This window comes from Roseitalea porphyridii (genome assembly GCF_004331955.1).
GTDB classification, from domain to species: Bacteria; Pseudomonadota; Alphaproteobacteria; order Rhizobiales; family Rhizobiaceae; genus Roseitalea; species Roseitalea porphyridii.
This window is the reverse complement of sequence record NZ_CP036532.1, coordinates 767,003-788,066: the sequence shown is the minus strand read 5'-3', so window position 1 is coordinate 788,066 and position 21,064 is coordinate 767,003. Positions and strand designations below refer to the sequence as shown.

17 protein-coding genes are annotated in these 21,064 nt (G+C 63.0%); 7 read left to right on the top strand and 10 right to left on the bottom strand.

From position 1 onward, the window contains the following. Window positions 1-9: 9 nt before the first annotated feature. Complete coding sequence (locus E0E05_RS03685; RefSeq protein WP_145964491.1) at window positions 10-1,512, bottom strand: argonaute/piwi family protein; 1,503 nt, start codon at window positions 1,510-1,512, stop codon at window positions 10-12. Then, a complete protein-coding gene (locus tag E0E05_RS03680) occupies window positions 1,478-4,036 on the bottom strand; it encodes an SIR2 family protein (RefSeq protein ID WP_131615492.1) in 2,559 nt (852 codons plus the stop codon). The genes E0E05_RS03685 and E0E05_RS03680 overlap by 35 nt, the downstream gene beginning before the upstream one ends. A 546-nt stretch (window positions 4,037-4,582) precedes the next feature. Here E0E05_RS03680 and E0E05_RS03675 point away from each other — a divergent pair. Continuing rightward, complete coding sequence (locus tag E0E05_RS03675) at window positions 4,583-5,089, top strand: antirestriction protein ArdA (RefSeq protein WP_131615491.1); 507 nt, start codon at window positions 4,583-4,585, stop codon at window positions 5,087-5,089. Here the strand turns inward: E0E05_RS03675 and E0E05_RS03670 are convergent. After that, window positions 5,074-6,345, bottom strand: coding sequence for a relaxase/mobilization nuclease domain-containing protein (locus E0E05_RS03670; RefSeq protein WP_131615490.1), 1,272 nt, complete (start codon window positions 6,343-6,345; stop codon window positions 5,074-5,076). The genes E0E05_RS03675 and E0E05_RS03670 overlap by 16 nt on opposite strands. Beyond that, window positions 6,342-6,800 carry a plasmid mobilization protein gene (locus E0E05_RS03665; protein WP_131615489.1) on the bottom strand — a complete coding sequence of 153 codons (459 nt, stop codon included), beginning with the start codon at window positions 6,798-6,800 and terminating at the stop codon, window positions 6,342-6,344. Before E0E05_RS03665 ends, E0E05_RS03670 begins: the two co-directional genes overlap by 4 nt. A 363-nt stretch (window positions 6,801-7,163) precedes the next feature. Between E0E05_RS03665 and E0E05_RS03660 the strand changes: the two genes are divergently transcribed. The 3 genes from E0E05_RS03660 to pgi all read left to right on the top strand — a co-directional run bounded on the left by E0E05_RS03660 (window position 7,164) and on the right by pgi (window position 11,356). Beyond that, window positions 7,164-7,709, top strand: a complete 546-nt coding sequence (locus tag E0E05_RS03660; protein WP_428977594.1) for a DUF924 family protein — start codon at window positions 7,164-7,166, stop codon at window positions 7,707-7,709. A gap of 196 nt (window positions 7,710-7,905) precedes the next feature. After that, the gene (locus tag E0E05_RS03655; RefSeq protein ID WP_131615488.1) at window positions 7,906-9,636 is read left to right on the top strand and encodes a long-chain-fatty-acid--CoA ligase; all 1,731 of its coding nucleotides are present in this window, start codon (window positions 7,906-7,908) and stop codon (window positions 9,634-9,636) included. Window positions 9,637-9,715: 79 nt separating this feature from the next. Beyond that, on the top strand, window positions 9,716-11,356 hold the full coding sequence (pgi, locus tag E0E05_RS03650; protein WP_131615487.1) for a glucose-6-phosphate isomerase: 1,641 nt from the start codon (window positions 9,716-9,718) through the stop codon (window positions 11,354-11,356). Here the strand turns inward: pgi and E0E05_RS03645 are convergent. Beyond that, on the bottom strand, window positions 11,353-11,955 hold the full coding sequence (locus tag E0E05_RS03645; protein WP_131615486.1) for a hypothetical protein: 603 nt from the start codon (window positions 11,953-11,955) through the stop codon (window positions 11,353-11,355). The genes pgi and E0E05_RS03645 overlap by 4 nt on opposite strands. 84 nt (window positions 11,956-12,039) lie before the next feature. Here E0E05_RS03645 and E0E05_RS03640 point away from each other — a divergent pair, with 84 nt between their 5' ends. Genes E0E05_RS03640 through E0E05_RS03630 form a run of 3 tightly spaced genes read left to right on the top strand, consistent with a single transcriptional unit; the run spans window position 12,040 to window position 14,645 of the window. Continuing rightward, window positions 12,040-12,585, top strand: coding sequence for a DUF2975 domain-containing protein (locus E0E05_RS03640; protein WP_158629265.1), 546 nt, complete (start codon window positions 12,040-12,042; stop codon window positions 12,583-12,585). A 2-nt stretch (window positions 12,586-12,587) separates the two neighbouring features. Beyond that, on the top strand, window positions 12,588-12,800 hold the full coding sequence (locus E0E05_RS03635) for a helix-turn-helix domain-containing protein (RefSeq protein ID WP_131615484.1): 213 nt from the start codon (window positions 12,588-12,590) through the stop codon (window positions 12,798-12,800). A 45-nt stretch (window positions 12,801-12,845) separates the two neighbouring features. After that, window positions 12,846-14,645, top strand: a complete 1,800-nt coding sequence (locus tag E0E05_RS03630) for an IlvD/Edd family dehydratase (protein ID WP_131615483.1) — start codon at window positions 12,846-12,848, stop codon at window positions 14,643-14,645. Window positions 14,646-14,703: 58 nt separating this feature from the next. Here E0E05_RS03630 and E0E05_RS03625 read toward each other — a convergent pair whose 3' ends face one another. The 5 genes from E0E05_RS03625 to E0E05_RS03605 form a co-directional block, all read right to left on the bottom strand. Further along, entirely contained in the window at window positions 14,704-15,390 is a 687-nt protein-coding gene (locus tag E0E05_RS03625) for a hypothetical protein (RefSeq protein WP_131615482.1), read from the bottom strand. 316 nt (window positions 15,391-15,706) lie between these two features. Continuing rightward, on the bottom strand, window positions 15,707-16,825 hold the full coding sequence (locus E0E05_RS03620; protein ID WP_131615481.1) for an ABC transporter ATP-binding protein: 1,119 nt from the start codon (window positions 16,823-16,825) through the stop codon (window positions 15,707-15,709). A 36-nt stretch (window positions 16,826-16,861) separates the two neighbouring features. Further along, the gene (gene bglA, locus E0E05_RS03615) at window positions 16,862-18,529 is read right to left on the bottom strand and encodes a beta-galactosidase BglA (protein WP_131617879.1); all 1,668 of its coding nucleotides are present in this window, start codon (window positions 18,527-18,529) and stop codon (window positions 16,862-16,864) included. 31 nt (window positions 18,530-18,560) lie between these two features. Further along, a complete protein-coding gene (locus E0E05_RS03610; protein WP_131617878.1) occupies window positions 18,561-19,685 on the bottom strand; it encodes a carbohydrate ABC transporter permease in 1,125 nt (374 codons plus the stop codon). 119 nt (window positions 19,686-19,804) lie between these two features. Beyond that, window positions 19,805-21,037, bottom strand: a complete 1,233-nt coding sequence (locus tag E0E05_RS03605) for a carbohydrate ABC transporter permease (protein WP_131615480.1) — start codon at window positions 21,035-21,037, stop codon at window positions 19,805-19,807. Between the last annotated feature and the right edge of the window lie 27 nt (window positions 21,038-21,064).

Sequence of the window (21,064 nt, the reverse complement as noted above, 5' to 3'; positions counted from 1 at the left end):
GCCCGCGACCTAAACATAAAAGCGGAAGGACGGATTGGGCGTCGCGTTGTCCGACAGTTCACACATCAGTTCGCCCACACGGCGCGCAAACAGCAGGGTAATGGGAAGGCGCGTAATTCCGTCGCTTGAGTTCCAGTTCATCTTGGTGAGAGCCAGAATTTCCCGAGAGCGCGCTGCTATATCGGTATGGTTCATGCTGCCGATTTCAAGTGGAGCGGGAATATGCATACCCGGAAATTCATTCCACCAGGGTATATAGCCGCTTGTGAACAGGTAGTTGTGCCCATCTACAGAGCAGAGCGTTCCGCGCCAGGGCTCTTCGGTTCCTTTCCGGACAATGCGGAACGACGTGCTGCGCAGCCAGATCAGATCGCAGTTGGCGACGCGGCCTTTGGCACCCTGCATAAACCCGGCTTCCTCCTCCGGCTGGTAGTGCGTTGTCTTGTGGATCACTACCCGGTCGGGACTGACGCCCGCGCGCTTTTCGTATTCCTCCAGAATCTGTTCCATCAGGTCCCTGGCCTGGGCCTCGTTCAGATAAGGCTGCCGGTCCCACTTCTGGCTGTGATCGATGTTGGCGCCTTTGATCGCGTAGGGTTCGATATCCGTTGAATATGCCTGCGCCACACTCGCATAAACGAGATGGCCGCCCCGCTTTTTCATGTGATGGAACGACACGCCGACAAAGCACACATTCTTTGGCAGGTCGGCGGGCCGCCAGGGTATCCCCTTGGCCTTGTAGTAGATTGACACGGCCGCATTCCACGCGCGCGTCGCATGACTATGACCCTTGTCGTCCGGGCGATCGATCGTGTCGCGGCGAATGACCTGTATGGGCACCGCCTGACTGTCCGACATGATCCGCGCTTTCAGCGCGCGGTAAAAAGTCCGGAACAGAAGGTCGTCCGCCATGGTGTAGAGGGCACTCGCAGCCTCAAGCTCGTCGGGCGAGGGCTGAAAAAGCGCAAGCTGATCACTTTCCTCCTCTGCCCGCAGCATCTCTAGCGCATGGCGCTCTTCGGGCGTCAGACCCGGATTGATAACTCTCAGATCGCCTAGTTCGGGCCTGATGCAGACAATGATGCAGTCCGGCGCCTCATCCCCATACAGACCGCTTATCTCGTCCTCGAACAATTCAACCAGTTCGCCGAATTTCTGGCCGCGCTGCGCTTCCTTGAAAAACAGCTCATATTTCGAGGCATTGATATGCCGCTGGTGCCGCTCCTCCATCAGGAATTCCGCGTTCAGGGCCTTCTTCAGGCCGGGCCAGTTGCGAAATCGCGCCGAATTGCTTTCCTTGGCGGGAATGAACTGCTCCAGTTTCGAAAACCATCCCACCGTCGCCTGGACGTCGTCGGCAAGTCCGACGAATCCCAGTCTTACGCGCCGCAGACCCCGGTTATCCGAAGGACCGTTTCGGGGCAGCCCACGCCGCGGATCGATGTCGGTTTTCGCATTCGAAAACTCGATCCGGGGCTCATGCAGTACGTCGATTTTCATCTGAATCGTCATGATCCATGAGCCCTTCTTCAGTTACATCCTGTGTGAAAAAACTTCCCTCCAGCAAAAGGTCCGGAACGTGGTCGCCGCCAATATTGATCGTCTGCTGGCCGCGCGAGAGAAACCGGCCCCAGAAAACCAGATCGCTATCGACATTGGTGTTCCGGTCAAAACGGATACGCCGCGTTGAGCGCCGCGTCCTCAGGTAACCCGGCAGGGGCGTGACGCCGTCCTGTTTCGTGAACATGTAAAACGGCTTTATCCGCACACCCCAGCCGCTGCCGAGGCGAATAACCTCATATCCAAATCCTTCGCATTCGAACCACGGTTTGCCGTTGTCTCCGCGCTTTTTTACCACGTCCCGCCGGATCCCCTTCCGGTGGGGCGTGTCGTATGTGAGGGTCCGGTTGTCCTTGTTGCGGCTCTTGAAATACGCACGTTTCGCGGGCCGACGGTTCTTCGTAAGTTCAATGATCAGCCCGTCATCCGCGAACGTCCTGATGTGACCTTCGAAATGTTTCCGGATCAGCCAGGCCACTTTCCTATGAAGAATTGGATCGCTGTCGGCCTCCGATAACGGGATGGAGCGTGCTTTCTCGGCAATGACGGCATCGAACAGCACATTGGCCATTGCCGGCGGCAGGAAGGTCCACAGATCGCCGCTGCGATACTCAAAAACAAATGTCCCGGCCTGCTCCAGCGGGACATGGCTTTCCAGATCACGCCATCCGCCGTTGATTTTCAGCCGAGTTACGGTCTCCGGCAGCGCGGTAAACATAAGAGAGTTGATCGTATAGGTGCCCACCGGCCGTGTATCGATCGCAATAGAGGCCGAACCGGCAGAGGCACCAGGCCGGAGAATCCTGGCGACGAACCCCGTGTTCCCGGGCGGGAAAGCGAAATGCGCCGCCCCGCCGGCCTGGGTGCTCAGATCCATGGCATCGCTCAGTCCCGTACCGGCCCGCTCCATGGCACTGATCCCAAAAAATACGTCACATAGCGCCCGGTTTCTGAGATCGCTGAATTCTGCAACTGGCACAAACGCGCCTTCATCATCCGTCCTGAGCCGGTTTTTCAGGCGCTCCGACATGCCGCCGGGGTTGGCAAACCGTATCTCGGCATTCCCGCCAGCATTGATCAGCGACGGTTCATCCGACTCATAGTCCCTGTGTACGATCATGTTGACGAGAAGCTCAACAAGCGCACGCTCCGGATAGGCCCGCCGCATGCTGTGCCTGTGCTTGCCTTTGACCTTGATCGGGGGATTGACCTCGTCGCTTTCCAGCCATTCCAGGGCCGCCTTATACTGATCCATAAGGTTGCCTTCAAACACGGCTCTTTTCTTCCCTGCTATCGTTGCGGAAATGACTGAGCAGGGGAAAAAGCGCGCCGGGGTCCTCCCAAATAGCAGCACACATCCATTGCTCGGCACGGCCGCGCCATTCTTGTCTTGGACAAGCAGCCCGATCTCGCGCATCAGCGGCCTTAGCTGCTCAGAACTGATGTCGCCGCGGTTCAGCTTCTGGCAGTATTTCTTGAGCGTGGAGAGCGCCAGGTCCGCATCGATATCCGCCCAGGTCGCGCCGTCACAAAGCTGATCGTCGAAGCGCACATCCTGCGTTCCCGCGGGCGTCGTTACAAATCGCTGAACGCCTGCCAGTTCAACGTTCAGGTCGCTCATGGCTTCATCGAAGCCATTTATCTCCAGCCTCTGGAAGTTTGGCCCCAGTCTCTCGGACAGCGCGGCCACGTTCGGGTGCAGCTGATCTCCCGGCCTCATGCACCAGAAAATCCCGTGCCGGAATTTCCTATCTGCCTCGCCCAGAAGGGACGTGGTAATCGAGGGCTCCGCGCCCCGATAGCCCATCACGATCAGCGGCGCGGAATCCAGAAGCGGCCTGAGGCAATCAAGAAGCTTGCCGTCCAGCGCCCGCGTTTCCTCGATCAGGTTTCGGTCGGTGTATTGTTCCGCTTTGCCGTGGAGCCAAACAATCTGCGCCCTGGCGAAAAGATTGAACTCGTTAAAATCATCCGGGCCTCGGTTCACTTCGCAGACGTGCCGGATATGCGGATGTTTCTCGCCGAGCGCCTTGGGCAGACAGAGATCAAAATTCGTCGTCAGTACCGTACCGGCAAGGCCCCGTAGCACAAGATCCGCCGTCGCCCGGTAACCCTCGCCAAGCTCCCCCTTCAGGCTCATCAGCTCCAGCAGAATACGCCGGCGGTACGCCTGCGGCTTCAGCAGATGTTCGATGATCAGAGGGAAATTCTCAGCCAGCCGGTCATCGCCGTGGAGGAACCAGTCCTGTCGCTGGAGCCAGTTCATCCATTCCGTGGGTTTGATATGTTCGGGAAGCGTCTGCCCGCCCAGTTCCCTTTCGGCATAAACCTGCTTTGCTAGGCGCCGCACGCTTTCCGCGGCGAGCGGCACGCCCGATGAAAAAGAAGCACCGGCCCCAAGCAAGAAGGTCGGTCGGGCATCATTCTCTGGTCTCAGCAACGAAGCGAGAATTTTGATGCTGGCATTATGGCTCATGAAAACATGGTTACCGATTCGAAAGAACAAAACAAGAATATATAACCGATACCCACCGCTAATTCATACCTACACACGGAAATCGCTATTACACTGCTGTCCAGGCGGGCTGTCGTGAACCAAGCCTGTTTCCGGTCTTGGCCATTCGGCTTCCATCCCTGACAGATTGATGAGCGGAGGCGGCATCTGTGCCGCCATTTCTCTGGCTTGCGCCTGTTCCATGCGCAGTGAACCTGTCTTTTCAGCTTGCATCAACACAAAACGCCTTTCCAATAGGCCAAATCCTCCGGCCCGCTCCATTCGCCGGAACAAGTCCGGCTCCCGTGTAGTCGGATCGCGTGGTGCCACGCGCCGCAAGCGGTTGTCCTTTGGGGCGTTTTGTTTTTGATCTCGCAGCCCGTTTGCGGAGCGCCGGCGACAAACGCCGGCGCCGTTTTTCTTGGTTTGTCATTCGGGCGCTCGCCGCTGGGCAGAGGTTCATGCGCGGGGTGTTCCCTTGTCGGGAAGCTTCGCGGGACCTGAACCTTTGAGACGAGCGGGGTGACTATGACTACACTTTACGCCCAACCATACAATATCGAGGCCCAAGGCTTCTATTTCGACAACGCAGAGGAATACAACGCCAAGGCAAAAAGCAATTTCGACCGCTTCGGTCAGTTCGTCGAGGAATATGAGATTCAGTTCATCGATGGGGAGCGCATCGATTGCGAAATGGCCAGGGCGCTTGGTCTGAACCAGTCCAACTTTGCCCGGTTCTTCGACCTCACGGAGGAATGGGACGAGGGGCAAAAGGTCCGCTTCATTATCGCCGTTGGTGAAGGCGGCTACAGCTTCGATGTTGAATCCGACGATATCGACGCTCTGGAAATCGACCTCTACGAGATGAATTCGCTGCGGGAACTGGCGCAGGAATTTGTCGATGAAGGCATCTTCGGCGATATCCCGGAACGGCTCCAGTTCTACATTGATTTTGATGCTATCGCTCGCGACTTGGCCGTTGAATACGCGGCAACCGAAATCGCCGGCACTTCTTACGTTTATCGGCTTGGCTGACGCTTTCTTGATCGCTGATGTGTCGCGCTTTGGCGTTTTTCCTGCTCGCTCAAACTGAGGATGTGACCGATATACCGGTAAAGCTTTTTTATCGTCAGGCTATGGCGCTGACGATGTTCGCGCAGTTCATCCTGCAAGGCTCGGCGTTCGCGCATTTGCTCATCGATTTGGTTTTGGCGTTCCTGTATGTCGCGCGCCTTCGCTTCGCTAAACTCTCGCTCGTTCTGAGCGCATAGCTGGCGATATTTCCCGCTCAGCCGAAACCAGAGCGCCTTGAGCCCGGTCGGCAAACGGGCCGCCCTTGCTTTCGCTTCATCTATTGCGCGTTGCTCCTGCTGTTTCCGCAACAGGTGGCGGGAATGGCGATGGGCGGTAACAAGCCGGGTCTGTTCCTGGCGGATGGCCGAGTTCGTCTGCGCGAACTTTTCGATTTCCGCATCGACGAACTCCCGGAGCTTTCCGGCATAGCGCTCAGCTATCAGCGCTCTTGTCTTTTCCACTGAAGGCAACTTGGCAGGATCGCCGAGGCGTGCCCGGGCTTCTTTGGCTTTAATGCCCGTCCACCGATTGATGGCGTAAACCTCTCCGCGCCAATCCACGGCCACATGGCCCCGGCGATCGCCGCGCGCGAGCCAGAAGCCGTTTTCTTTCAGTGCATGGCCAAAGGAGGCCATGGAATCCGAGCGGTTCCAGCAGTCTCGAAATATCTGCTTGATGACACGCGGGTCCTGCCTGGTTCGTTTCGCCTGTTGCCATTGCTCCAGCGTGAAACTGAGCGGATCGGGTTCGGACGGGTTCAGCAGGCCACGCGGCATCTGCCAGCCATGTGCAAGATAAAGCTCCCGCGACATGTCACGCAGCTTCAGTTTGAAGTGCGGCAGGTTAATCGCCTTCATTTTCTCCGCATCGATGCGCGACCAGACACAATGGGCATGCCTTCGTCCTTCCTTTTCATGAAAGACGATGGCGCGGGGTTGTCCTTCCAGGCCAACGCTCCTTTCAATGTCGGCGATGGCTGTTTTGAAAACCTCGACCGGCACGCGCTGCGTTTCAGGCGGGTTGAGCGAAAGCGAGAACAGGAACTGTGTACATTTGGTCCCCCTCGACACCGCGTAGGCTTCCTTGAATGCGCCCTCCAGCGAGCTTGAAACGAAGCCCCGCAGCTCGTGGACCTCGACATGATCATTGTCGCGGGAATTGAGAAGGTGGCGGGCAAGCTGCATGCCGCCGCCGCGTTGCGAAGCTTTGAGAATCATTGTTTGCGGTCTTCCACCAGGCCAAGGGTTTGGATCAGCAGTTCGCGCATGGCGCACACGTGGTCGTAGGCTTCATTGATTTGGCCGAGCGTGTGCTCGTCCAGAAGCAGCGATCCCGTGTTCGCGTGGTAGGCAAGCTGGTTCAGATTGTTGGCGATGCGTGACGCCCCCAGCATGGCAAGAATCTTGGCCAATGCTTCCTGGTCCTGCACCGGGGTATGGCTTCGGCGTTTGCGCCGCACCGCATCCTTCCCGAAAACGCATTGGCGGATATACGCGCTGACGGGCATGCCTTCGGCGAGGCATTTGAGCTTTTCACGCTCTTCTTCCGTCACGCGCCATGTGATCGGGGAGGGTCTCTTTCGCCGCCGGACGTCTTTTTCACTCGCAGCGGAAACGAAATCATTCCGGATGCGCGGTGCATTCGCCTGAATTTTCTGAGGGACCTGGTTCATCGCGATGGCCCCCGCAACTGAGGACCGGAGAGCTTGCGTGACCGGCGCTGCGTTGCCGGTTTCTGACTTCGTTTTTCGCGATCTGTCGCAGTCTCTGAAATGGTAGCGCGCGCATCAGTCTGGAAACTGATTTTTTCGGTTTTGAGGATACCTTCCCATGTCTCTAAAGTCTCGAAAAGCGCGTTTGAACTTTCTCCGTCCGGGCGCGCCAGTCTCCGGCCTTGCATCGCTCACCGCCGCCCTTCCCGCGACCTCTCGTGCGCGCGGCACTTGCTTTTGCCCGCCACGGTCTTCAATCATCGCGCGACCGGGCACGCGGCCGGAGCGTGCGGTGACGATTGGCTTTGCGGCGGGAGAACGATGATGGTGGCGCACTGGTCCGAGACCGTGCTGGACTTCTGGTTCGGCGAACTGACACAGGAGCAGTGGTTCAAGAAGGACGCCGCCGTCGACGCGACGATCACCGCGCGCTTCATGGCGACCTATCAGACGGCGAGGGCCGAGCCAGTGGCGGCGCTCGCCGCATCGCCGAAGGCGGCGCTGGCCGCCGTGATCGTGCTGGACCAGTTTCCCCGCAACATGTTCCGCGACAGCCCGCGCGCCTACGAAAGCGACGCCAAGGCGCTCACGGTCGCCGAGGTGGCGCTTTCGGAGGGCCATGATGCGGCGCTTTCGGAGGACGAACGGCACTTTCTGTACATGCCGTTCATGCATTCCGAGGATCTTGCGCACCAGGAACGGTGCGTCGCCCTGTTCGAGGCCCTGGGCAAGGAACAGGGCATCAAATACGCCAAGCTGCATCGCGACGTGATCGCCCGGTTCGGCCGGTTTCCGCATCGCAACGCGGTGCTCGGCCGGCAGACGACCGAGGCCGAAAAGGCGCATCTGGACGAGCATGGCGGGTTCTGACGGGGTGCGTCCCGCCCCTGCCGATCGCCATTGACGTTTACGTCAGAATTGCTTGCGACTTTCGGCTAATCCCACTATGACTGATCGATGACAATCCCGCCCTTGCGGGGAGGCCGGCGCGGTTCGAGCGGCCGGCCGTTTGCCATGTGGTCCGGCATCGGTTCGGTGCGCGTCACATCATAGTTGGGAGGAAACTATGGCAGAAACCGCCGCTACCCGTGCCGCCGAGACCGCAGCGCCCGAACAGGACACGGGCGGCTCAGGCCTCGACCGCATCTGGCTGAAATCCTATCCCGAGGGCACGCCGGCCGAGATCGGCCCGCTGGCCCACGCCTCGATCGCCGACCTGCTCGACGCGTCGTTTGCGCACTATGCCGATCGGGCCGCCTTCTCGTGCATGGGCAAGTCGATCACCTACGGCGAACTGGACGCGGCCTCGAACGCGTTCGCCGCGCATCTGCAGTCGCTCGGCCTTCAAAAGGGCGACCGCGTCGCGCTGATGATGCCCAACATCCTGCAATATCCGGTGGCGATGGCCGGCGTGCTGCGGGCCGGACTGACGGTGGTCAACGTCAACCCGCTCTATACGCCGCGCGAACTCGAGCACCAGCTCAACGATTCGGGCGCCAAGGCGATCGTGATCCTGGAGAATTTCGCAAACACGCTGCAGCAGGTGGTCAAGCGCACCCAGGTGAGCCATGTCTTCGTGACCGCCATGGGCGACCTGATGGGGCTGAAGGGCCATATCGTCAATCTGGTCGTGCGGCGGGTCAAGAAGATGGTGCCGGCCTGGCACATCGACGGCCATCACAAGTTCAAGGCGGCGCTGGCCGCCGCGCAGGGCAAGCGCCCGAACCGGCCCGAACTCGGCCACGAGGACGTGGCGTTCCTGCAATATACCGGCGGCACGACGGGCGTCTCCAAGGGGGCGACGCTGACCCACGCCAACATCCTCGCCAACATCGAGCAGTGCTCGACCTGGCTGGACGTCGGCTATCGCGCCAAGGGAAAGCCGAACGAAATCAACTATATCTGCGCGCTGCCGCTGTATCACATCTTCGCGCTCACGGTGAACGCGTTCGTCGGCATCAAGGAGGGCGGGCACAACATCCTGATCCCCAACCCGCGCGACATTCCGGCCTTCGTCAAGGAGCTGGGCAACCACCAGTTCCACTTCTTCCCGGGCCTGAACACGCTGTTCAACGCGCTCTTGAACAATGATGAATTCCGGAAGCTCGACTTCTCGCACCTGCGCATGACCTTCGGCGGCGGCATGGCCGTGCAGAAGCCCGTCGCCGACCGCTGGTACGACCTGACCGGCTGCATGATCACCGAGGGCTACGGCCTTTCGGAAACCTCGCCGGTGGCCACCGGAAACCGGCTCGACGCGACCAAATTCACCGGCACGATCGGCCTGCCGATGCCGTCGACCGACATCTCGATCCGCGACGACGACGGCAACGTCCTGCCCGTCGGCGAGGTGGGCGAAATCTGCATTCGTGGGCCGCAGGTGATGGCCGGCTACTGGAACCGTCCCGACGAGACCGAAAAGGTGATGACCCATGACGGCTTCTTCCGCTCGGGCGACATGGGCTTCATGAACGAGGAGGGCTACACCAAGATCGTCGACCGCAAGAAGGACATGATCCTGGTGTCGGGCTTCAACGTCTATCCCAACGAGATCGAGGAAGTGGCGGCCGGCTGCGAGGGCGTGGTGGAAGCGGCCGCGGTCGGCGTGCCGGACGAGCATTCGGGCGAATCGGTCAAGCTGTTCGTCGTGCGCGCCCATGACGGCGTGACCGAGAAGGACGTCAAGGACCACTGCGCCCAGCACCTGACCAACTACAAGCGGCCCAAGCATATCGAGTTCCGGGACGAGTTGCCGAAGACCAATGTCGGCAAGATCCTGCGCCGCGAACTGCGCTGACGGGGCCGATCCCCGCATTGGCCGATGACCTGACCGGCCGCGTCTGATATTGGGCGGGCTCCAGCAACGGGGCCCGCCGATGACCGACAAGCAGACCGCCAAGCTCGCCCTGCGCGAACATGCCGCCAACGATGCGCCGGCCGACATGCGCGCCGCCTTCGCCGCCGATCCGGACCGGGCGCGGACCCATTCGGCGCGGCTCGATGACATGCTGCTCGACTGGTCGAAGTGCCGGGTGAACGGGCAGACGCTCGACCTGCTCACCGGTCTGGCGCAGGCCTGCCGGCTGGAGACGCGGCGCGATGCGATGTTCGCGGGCGAGGCGATCAACACGACCGAGAACCGTGCCGTGCTGCACACCGCGCTGCGCAACCGCTCCGACGCGCCGGTGCCGGTCGACGGTCACGACGTGATGGCGGACGTGCGCGCGGTTCTGGCCGCGATGGCCGATTTCTGCCACGGCGTGCGCGACGGCACGCTCACCGGCGCAACCGGCGCGGCGTTCACCGATGTCGTCAATATCGGCATCGGAGGCTCGGACCTCGGACCCGCGATGGCCGTTCGGGCGCTTGCGCCGTACCATGACGGGCCGCGCTGTCACTTCGTCTCCAATGTCGATGCGGCCGACATCGCCGACACGCTCGCCGGTCTCGACCCGGCCCGCACGCTGTTCGTCGTCGCTTCGAAGACCTTCACGACGATCGAGACGATGACCAATGCGGCAACGGCGCGGGCCTGGCTCGTCGACAAGCTCGGCGAAGCGGCGGTGGGCGCCCACTTCTGCGCGGTCTCCACCGCGCTCGACAAGGTCACCGAATTCGGCATCGGCGCCGAGCGCACCTTCGGCTTCTGGGACTGGGTCGGCGGGCGCTATTCGCTGTGGGGCGCGATCGGCCTGCCGATCATGATGGCGGTCGGACCTGCGGACTTCGGCCGGTTCCTCGATGGTGGCCACACCATGGACATCCATTTCCGCTCCGCGCCGATGCGCGAAAACCTTCCGGTCATGGCCGGCCTGATCGGCTACTGGCACCGGGCGATCTGCGGTTATCCGTCGCGCGCGATCATTCCCTATGACGAGCGGCTGGCGCGGCTTCCGGCCTATCTGCAGCAGCTCGACATGGAGAGTAACGGCAAGGGCGTGCGGCTTGACGGCTCGCCGGTGGCGGGCGTTTCGGGCCCGATCGTCTGGGGCGAGCCGGGCACCAACGGCCAGCACGCCTTCTTCCAGCTTCTGCACCAGGGCACCGATGTGGTTCCCGTCGAATTCCTCGTCGCGGCGAACGGGCACGAGCCGGACCTTGCCCATCACCACCAGCTTCTGCTTGCCAACTGCCTGGCCCAGTCCGAAGCGCTGATGAAGGGCCGCACGCTCGCCGAGGCGACCGAAAAGCTCATCGCCAGGGGCATGGATGAGGAGGAGGCCAACGCGCTTGCGCCGCACAAGGTGTTTTCCGGCAACCGGCCCTCGACGACGCTCGTCTATGACCGGCTCGACCCCTTTACGCTCGGCCGGATCATCGCGCTCTACGAGCATCGCGTCTTCGTCGAGGCGCAACTGTTCGGCATCAACGCGTTCGACCAGTGGGGCGTCGAACTGGGCAAGGAACTCGCCACCGCGCTGCTGCCGGTGGTCGAGACCGGCGAAGGCGCCGGCGAGCGGGACGGCTCGACTGCCGCGTTGGTTGCCCATGTCCGCGCGCTGCGCAAGGACGGTTAGCCGGAAGCGCACCGCTCGATCGCGTCGGCCGGCGCGCCGCGGCGTTCGATCTGCCGGCGCAGATCGACGCCCCGGGTCAGCACGAAGAACGGCGCGTCGGGCTCGGTGCGCATCCATGTGGTCAGACGGATCGGCCCGTCCGGCAATGGTCCCGCCGCGCAGGCGGTCGCGCTCACGGCCAGTTGCCCCTCTCCTTCCATGCCGCCTGCCCGCCAATCCCGGATGCGCCGCTGGACGGCGCGCAGGCTCTCCGCATCCTCGCCACTGAGCGCTGCGACATAGGTACGCTCCCCGGCGGAGCCCGGCGCGATGCCGGGCGTGCCCGCCGGCGCATCGACGATGATCGCGGCATATTCCTCGACCAGACGGGTCGCGTCGGTGCCGCCGTCAAAGCTGATGCGCAACCTTATGTCGCCGTCGCGGACCTGCAGCGGGTCGGGCAGCCGCGCCGCAAGCCGGATCGCGCCGGGATCGGCTTTGAGCGGGCTCAGCCGCGACAGTTCGAGCATGGACGAGGGCGGCGTCGTCAGGCAACCCGCAAGCGCGACGAGCCCGCCAAGGGCGATGGCGCTGAGGGATCGGGACGGTTTCGGTGACACGGTGAAGAATCCTCTTGCGTTCATGAAATTCCACTATTAATTATTGTTTTGCGATAATTAATGCAAGCCTTGTCAGGAATTCACATGCAACAGGAACCTCCCCGAGAACTCGTGCGCGTCAGCCGGACCATGCAGTGGTTCTGCGTCGGAGCGATCGTGCTGGTGCTGATCGGCTCGGCCGATGCGGCGATGCGCGTCATGGCCGAGCCGGGCGCCCTCGCCACCTTCTTCGACGGCGGTTATGTCCATGCCGAGCGGATCACCATGACGCAGGCCGTCATGGCGGTTCTCGTCAACGCGCCGACGATCGCGTTGATCGCCTATGCGCTTCATGCCCTCTGGGCGCTGTTCGGCGCGTTCAGGAAGGGCGATCTCGTCTCGTCACGCACCGCAGACCTGATGCGGCGGGCGGGCGGCGCGTTCGTTCTGGCCGCGGTCTGGAGCGCAATCGCGCACACGCTCAGCATCCTTCTGCTGACGCTCAACAATCCGGTCGGCGAACGGCAACTGGCGATCGGCCTTTCGAGCGACCAGCTCTTCCCGCTGCTCCTGGCCGGCGTGCTGTTCGCGATCGGCCACGTACTTTCGGTCGCCGCGGCGATCGAGGCGGAAAACCGGGCGTTCGTGTGACCATGGCGATCATCGTCAATCTCGATGTCATGCTGGCCCGGCGCAAGATGCGCTCGAAGGAACTGGCCGAGCGCGTCGGCATCACCGAACAGAACGTGTCGCTGTTGAGGTCGGGCAAGGTGAAGGGCGTGCGCTTCGAGACGCTCGACAAGATCTGCGCCGCGCTCGACTGCCAGCCCGGCGACATCCTCGAATACCGGACGGGGGACGCTTGATCGGCGCCCCCTTTGTGCCTACCCGTAGGCCGAAGGGGAAACGCCATGACGATCAAGCAAACCACCAAGCTGCGCAGCCAGGCCTGGTTCGACAATCCCGAAAATCCGGACATGACCGCGCTCTATCTTGAGCGCTATCTGAACTACGGCATCACGCGCGAGGAGCTGCAGTCGGGCAAGCCGATCATCGGCATCGCCCAGACCGGTTCGGATCTGGCGCCCTGCAACCGGCACCATGTGGAGCTGGCCAAGCGGGTGCGCGACGGCATCATCGCGGCCGGCGGCGTGCCGCTGGAGTTTCCCGTCCATCCCATCCAGGAGACCGGCAAGCGGCCGACCGCCGCGCTCGACCGGAACCTGCAGTACCTGTCCTGCGTCGAGGTGCTGTATGGTTATCCGATCGACGGCGCGGTGCTGACGATCGGCTGCGACAAGACCACGCCGGCGCTGCTGATGGCCGCCGCCACGGTCAACATTCCCGCGATCGCGCTTTCGGTCGGCCCGATGCTCAACGGATGGCACCGGGGCAAGCGCGCCGGTTCGGGCACGATCATCTGGGAATACCGTGAAAAGCTCGCTGCCGGCGAGATCGACTACGACCAGTTCATGGACGCGGCCGCCGCCTCGGCGCCGTCGGTCGGCTATTGCAACACGATGGGAACCGCGACGACGATGAACTCGCTGGCCGAGGCGCTCGGCATGCAGCTTCCCGGATCGGCGGCGATCCCTGCGCCCTATCGCGAGCGCGGCCAGATGGCCTTCGAGACCGGCCGGATGGCGGTCGAGACGGTGCTCGAGGACCGCGCGCCGGCGGCGATCATGACGCGGCGCGCCTTCGAGAACGCGATCGTCGTCAATTCGGCGATCGGCGGCTCGTCGAACGCGCCGATCCATCTGAACGGTCTCGCCCGGCATCTGGGGATCGAACTGACGCCGGCGGACTGGCAGCGGCTGGGCCACACGATCCCGCTGCTGGTCAACCTGCAGCCGGCCGGCGCCTATCTGGGCGAGGACTATCACCGCGCCGGCGGCGTGCCGGCGGTGATCGCAGAACTGATCCGCAACGATCTTCTGCCGCATCCGGACGCGCCGACGATCAACGGCAGGACCATCGCCGAGAACTGCGCCAATGCGGCGAACCTGAACGAGGACGTGATCCGGCCGCTCGGCAAGGCGCTGAAGGCCGAGGCCGGCTTCATCGACCTGAGCGGCAATCTGTTCCGCTCGGCGATCATGAAGACCTCGGTGATCTCGGACGCGTTCCGCAAGCGCTACCTTTCCAACCCGGACGACCCCGATGCGTTCGAGGGCAAGGTGGCCGTTTTCGACGGGCCGGAGGACTATCACGCGCGCATCGACGATCCGGCGGAGGGGATCGACGAGAACACGATCCTGGTCATGCGCGGGGCGGGGCCGATCGGCTATCCGGGCGGCGCCGAAGTGGTCAACATGCGCCCGCCGGACGCGCTGATCAGGCGCGGCATCACCTCCCTGCCCTGCATCGGCGACGGGCGCCAGTCGGGCACGTCCGGCTCGCCGTCCATTCTGAACGCCTCGCCCGAGGCGGCGGCCGGCGGCGGGCTGGCGCTGCTCGAGAACGGCGACCGGCTCAGGGTCGATCTGAAGGCCGGTCGGGTCGACGTGCTGCTCGATGAGGCCGAACTCGAAAGCCGGCGCGCCGCGCTCGCCGAAAAGGGCGGCTACCCGTTCCCCGAGGCGCAGACGCCATGGCAGGAAATCCAGCGCGCCATGGTGGGCCAGCTCGACGAGGGCATGGTGCTCGAGCCGGCCGGGAAATATCGGGCCATCGCCCAGTCGAAAGGCCTGCCGCGCGACAGCCATTGAGGATTGTAGGCGTCCATCGAGAGAATGGCGAGAAAGAGGTCCTTCGAGATCGTCATTTTCAATCCCTCTTGAAATCGAGGCTGTTTAGCTGGCTGGCCAAGAGTTGCGATCGGGCATCTTGATATCGCTCGCCATCCAATTGGTCATTGCCAATCGTAAGCAACCACCCCAGCACCTGCTCGACCCTTCCCTCGGTCACCGGTTCGTCGGTGATCTCCAGCGTGATGGAGTGGAGCCGGTAGCCGGAGCCGAACGTCGCGGCGAGGTTGCCCGGATCGATGCGCTTGACCGTCTTCGGCGCATCGATGCTGGTGAAGGTGACGAGCGTTGGCGCCCGATTGGGGGGCACGTGCGCGACGCCCTCGAACCGTGCCACCGCCCGCGCTCCGTCGGGGAACCAGGGCTTGGGCCATTCCAGTACCCGCTGCGTCAGGAGCGAAGCGCCGGGAACCAGCATGAACATATAGCGGCCCTGGCCCAGGTCGACGACCACCGCTTCGCCGGTCACCTCGTTGGCGACCCCGCGCGCCTCGTGCGGTAAGATCGGCTCCAGAATGCCGGCCTTGTCGTAGATGCGCACGCGCTGCACCGCGCTGCCGCTGCGGAAACCGTCCGGCGTGTCCACCGTCACGGTCAGCTTCTGGTGCCATGAAACGCTCTCGCCGCACCCGGCAAGCGCCAGCCCGGCCGCCACAAGGGACGCCAGCGTCAGGCCGAGCCGTGCCGGAGAGACGCTAGCGGGCATGAGCCCAGCCCCGCGACCATGATGATGCGGCCGCGGCCAGGCAGCCGTGGCCTGATGCCCGCAGGGGCGACGACAAATCTTTCGCCGGGCCGCTCGGACCCCGCTCGCACACTGTTCGGCGCATGCCGCGACTCACCCTTCGCTGCGCGTCCCGACCGCCGCTTGCGACGCCGATCCGCTGTTCCATGCGTGATCAGAGTACGCCCATTGCGACGATGCGAACAGCGGGAACTGCCGGCAGGGTTAGCGGCCGGCGAACGCCGCTCGCGCTCGTGGCGCCGAGTGGCAGCCCGCAAGGGCCTCAAACGGGCCGCGCTCAGGCGGCCTTTTTGGCTTCGGCGCTCTCGCGCATGGACTGGCCGTCTGCGTCGAACAAATGCAGCTGTTCGGCATCGGCCGTCAGGTGGACCTCGGTGCCGCGTTCGACCTCGTGATAGCCCGACAGCTTGGCCAGCACGTGATCTTCATGGCCCTCGACGTCGACATAGAGCAGCGTGACCTCGCCGAGCGCCTCGACGATGTCGATCTTGCCGTTGATGATCGCCTCCTCGCCATCGGCGGCGATGCGCAGATCCTCCGGACGGGCGCCGAGCTTGACCGCATTGCCCTTCAGCGACGCGGCGCCTGCGATCGGCACGGTCGCCTTGCCGCCGCTCTGCACGTCGACGCTGATACCGCTCGACGAGGCCGCGGTAACCGTCGCGTCCATGATGTTCATGGCCGGCGAACCGATGAACTGGGCGACGAACAGGTTGGCCGGACGGTGGTAGAGCTCCATCGGCGCGCCGACCTGCTCGACATAGCCGGCGCGCAGCACGACGATCCGGTCGGCGAGCGTCATCGCCTCGACCTGGTCGTGGGTGACGTAGATCATCGTCGTGTCGGGCATGGATTCGTTGAGCTTGGCGATCTCGATGCGGGTGGCCACGCGCAGCGCCGCGTCGAGGTTCGACAGCGGTTCGTCGAACAGGAACACCTTCGGATCGCGGCAGATCGCCCGGCCGATCGCCACGCGCTGGCGCTGGCCGCCCGACAGCGCCTTCGGCAGCCGGTCCAGATAGGGGCCGAGCTGGAGGATGTCGGCGGCGTTCTTGACGCGCTCCTCGATCTCTTCCTTGGACTTCTTGGCCAGCCGCATGCCGAAAGCCATGTTGTCGTAGACGGTCATGTGCGGATAGAGCGCGTAGGTCTGGAACACCATCGCGATGCCGCGCTCGGACGGCGGGATGTTGTTGACCACCTGCCCGTCGATCTCCATCGTGCCGGCGGTGATCCGCTCGAGCCCGGCAATGGTGCGCAGAAGGGTCGACTTGCCGCAGCCCGAAGGGCCGACGAAGACGACGAATTCGCCACGCTTGATGTCGAGGTCGATGCCGTGCAGCACCTCCACATCGCCATAGGCCTTGACGATCTTGGTCAGTTTCAAATCAGCCATAGTCTCCTCCCGACCGCCAGTTAAGCGCGCGGTCTGCTAGTTGTCCATCATCGCGAACCAGGCACCGAAGCCGGACAGCGTCAGCCGGCGTCCCTCGCGCACGCCGTCCTCGTGGGGACTGTCCTCCAGCGTCCGCCACGCGTCGCTCTCCAGTTCCACCGACTGCGCCCGGTCGCCCGTGTTGATGACGACGAGAATGCGCATGTCCTCATGGTGCCGCTCGTACATCAGGATGTTGTCGGGCGCATCGAAGAACGCGATCGTGCCCTTGGCGAACGCCTGGTAGCGCTGGCGGAAGGCGAGCATCCGGCGGTAATGTTCGAGCATCGTGCCCTCGCGGCCGGCCTGAAGGTCGACCGCGCCGGTCAGATGTTCGTAGGGCACCGGTAGCCACGGCTTTCCTTCGGTGAAGCCGCCATTGTGCTCGTTGTGGCTCCAGACCATCGGCGTGCGGCAGCCGTCACGTCCCTTGAAGGTGGGCCAGAACTGGATTCCGTAAGGGTCCTGCAGATCCTCGAAGTCGAGCACCGCTTCGGTCAGGCCCAGTTCCTCGCCCTGATAGAGGCAGACCGAGCCGCGCAGCGTCATGATCAGCGTGGCCGCCATCTTCAGGAAACCGTTGCGGTCGACGACATGATCGGCCCAGCGGCTGGCGTGGCGCACCACGTCATGGTTGGAAAACGCCCAGCAGGACCAGCCATCGGGGGCGACGCGCTCGAACCGCTCGACGACCTCGCGCACGCGCCTTGCCGTCAGCGAGGTGCCGGCCAGGAAATCGAACGAATAGCACATGTGGATGCGGTCGTTGCCGGAGGTGTATTCGGAGATGATCTCCAGACCGCGCTGCGCGTCGCCCACCTCGCCGACCGCGGCGGCCGCCGGGTACTTGTCCAGAAGCGCCCGGAACCGCTTTAGGAAGGCGATGTTCTCGGGCTGGTTCCGGTCGTGGATGTGATCCTGGTAGTTGTAGGGATTGACCTCGGGCGCGATCGAGGCGTTGCGGTGTTCGGGCGCCAGCGGCGGGTTGTCCTCGAGGCCGGCCGAATGGACGTAGAAGTTGATCGTGTCGAGCCGGAAGCCGTCGACGCCGCGGTCGAGCCAGAAACGGACCTCGTCGAGCAGCGCGTCCTGCACGGCCGGATTGTGGAAGTTCAGGTCCGGCTGGCTGGCGAGAAAGTTGTGCAGATAATATTGCCGGCGCGAGGTGTCCCACTCCCACGCCGATCCGCCGAACACCGACAGCCAGTTGTTGGGCGGCGTGCCGTCCGGCTTGGCGTCGGCCCAGACGTACCAGTCGGCGCGCGGGTTCTCGCGCGACGAACGGCTCTCGACGAACCATTCGTGCTTGTTGGAGGTGTGCGAGATGACCTGGTCGATCATCACCTTCAGGCCGAGCCGGTGCGCCTCGGCGATCATCGCGTCGAAATCGGCCAGCGTTCCGAACATCGGGTCCACGGCCCGGTAGTCGGAGACGTCGTAGCCGAAATCCTCCATCGGCGACTTGAAGAAGGGGGACACCCAGATCGCGTCGACACCCAGGGCGGCGACGTAGGGCAGCCGGCGCGTGATGCCGCGCAGATCGCCGATGCCGTCATTGTTGGTGTCCTGGAACGAGCGCGGATAGATCTGGTAGATCACCGCGCCGCGCCACCAGTCGCGGTCGGTTTCGTGGCTGGTGACCAGGCCGGGGGCCTGGTCGGCCATGTCGTAGATCACGTTCACGAACGCCTCTTTGCTATTTGACAGAGCCGGCCAGCAGGCCGCGCACGAGATAACGTTGCATGGCGAAGAAGACGACCAGCGGCACGGCGATCGACACAAAGGCCGCCGTCGCCAGGATCTCCCAGTTGCCGCCGCGCGTGCCGAGCAGTTCGACGATCTGCCGGGTCATCACGGTCGTCTCGCCGGTGGCGTCGATCAGGAAGACCAGCGCCACGAGCAGGTCGTTCCATGTCCAAAGGAACTGGAAGATCGCGAACGAGGCCAGCGCCGGGAACGACAGCGGCAGGATGATGCGCACGAAGATCTGGAAATCGGTGGCGCCGTCGACGCGGGCGTTCTCGATGATGTCGCGCGGCAGGCCGACCATGTAGTTGCGCAACAGGTAGATCGCCAGCGGCAGGCCGAAGCCGGTATGGGCCAGCCACACGCCCAGATAGCCCTTGCCGATGCCGATATTGTTGTGAAGCTGCAACAGCGGAATGAGCGCGAGCTGCAACGGCACGACCAAGAGGGCGACGACGGCCGCGATCAGCAGCGCGCGGCCGGGAAAATCCATCCAGGCGAGCGCGTATGCGGCGAACGCGGCGATCAGGATCGGGATGATGGTCGCCGGGATCACCACGGTCAGCGTGTTGTAGAACGCCTTGGCCATGTTGTCCTGGCCGCTGCCGGAAAACAGGACCGTCTGGTAGTTCTCGAGCGTGAAGTCAGGCGGCAGAAGCGCGGTGACAAAGACGCGCTGGCCGCGCCGGCCCGGCTCCTCGACGCTGGTGTAGAGATAGGAGCCATCGGCATTCAGGGTCAACGTTTCCCCGTCGCCAAACTCCGCCGTTTCGCCGATCTGGTAGGCGCCGATGTCACGCGAGGAGATGCCGAAATCGCGCATCTCGACGACACCGGGCGCATCCTCGCCATCGGTGAGGATGTTGCCTTCGACGACGAAGACGCCGTCATCCTCGCGGGCGTCGTCACGGCCGCCGGTTCGCAGCTGCAGGACCTGCTCGGACGTCGACAGGGAAGCCCACCAGCCCGATGCGGAGATCTGGTCGGCGGTCCGGAAGGACGAAACGAACAGGCCGACCGTGGGGAAGAGCCACAGGAGCACCAGGGCAGCGACGGAGATGTGCACGGCCCACATCAAGCTGGACTTGCCCCCGGCCGCCCCTTCGGAGGTCTTTGAACGGTCCCGGAACCAGCCCCGGATGAACGAAGTGGCCGATGACTGGATCTGACCGCGGTCGACGTCTTGATCGGCCATCAGCGCATCTCCTTGCGGGCTTGATAGACATTCCAGACAAGGATCGGCGTCACCAGCAGCATGATGACAATCGCGCTGGCCGACCCGACCCCCCAATCATTGGCGCGGAACAGCTTGTCGTACATGTAGTTGGCCAGCACCTGTGTTTCCCACTGGCCGTTGGTCATCGCGAAGACGATGTCGAACACCTTGAGCACGACCAGCGTGATCGTCGTCCAGACCACCATGATCGTACCCATGATCTGCGGGACCTTGATCCTGAAGAAGATATCGAACGGATTGGCGCCGTCGATCACGGCCGCCTCGATCGTCTCTTCGGGAATGCCGCGCAGAGCCGCCGACAGGATCACCATGGCAAAGCCGGTCTGGATCCAGATCAGGACGACCATCAGGAAGAAGCTGTTCCAGAACGGAATGGTCAGCCATTGCTGCGGCACGCCATAAGCCAGTTCGACGGTCCATACGCCAAGGATCGACTTGAGCGACAGCCAGACCAGCCAGGCACCGCCTACGACGACCACGGCGCGCAGCAGCGACATGCCCACCGACTTCTGCCGGCCGGGCTCGATGATGGCACGTGCGGACAGATAGACGACGTAGCCGACGATGCCGGCAAAGGCCGCAAGAATGATCGTCGGCAGGATCCTGAGCATGAGGATTGACATCGGCCCGCCCTCAAAGCTCATCCAGATGGCGTTCATGACGCCGATCTGCGGCACGTCGGCCGGACGGGCGTCGTAGATCAGCTTGAAGATCACCGACGCGCCGACGAACGAGATCGCCATGGGCATGAAGATCAGCGACTTGGCGATGTTCCCCCAGGCGATCCTGTCCGTGAGTTGGGCAACGAGAAGGCCGAACGCCGTCGACGCGGCCGGAACGACGATCAGCCACAGCATGTTGTTGCGGATGGCCTCCCAGAATTTCGGCTCCGCCATCATCTGGCTGTAGTTGGCCAGCCCGACGAAAGCGCCGCCCTGGGCACGGTCGGTCAGCGACAGGCGCAGCGTCTCGAACACGGGATAGCCGAGATAGAGACCGAGCGCGAAGATGGCCGGAAACAGGAACAGCCAGGGGCGCACCTGATTTGCGCGATTGATGTTGTCGCCGGCGTTCGGTCCCTTGGCGGGAAAGATCACCCGGTCGAGGATCTGGTTGGAGAAGTAGAAGTATCCGACGCAGCCGCCAACGCCTAACAATACTGTGATGAGACCCTGCAGTGCTGGGTTCATGGTGCCCTCCCGGCGCCGGACGACCGG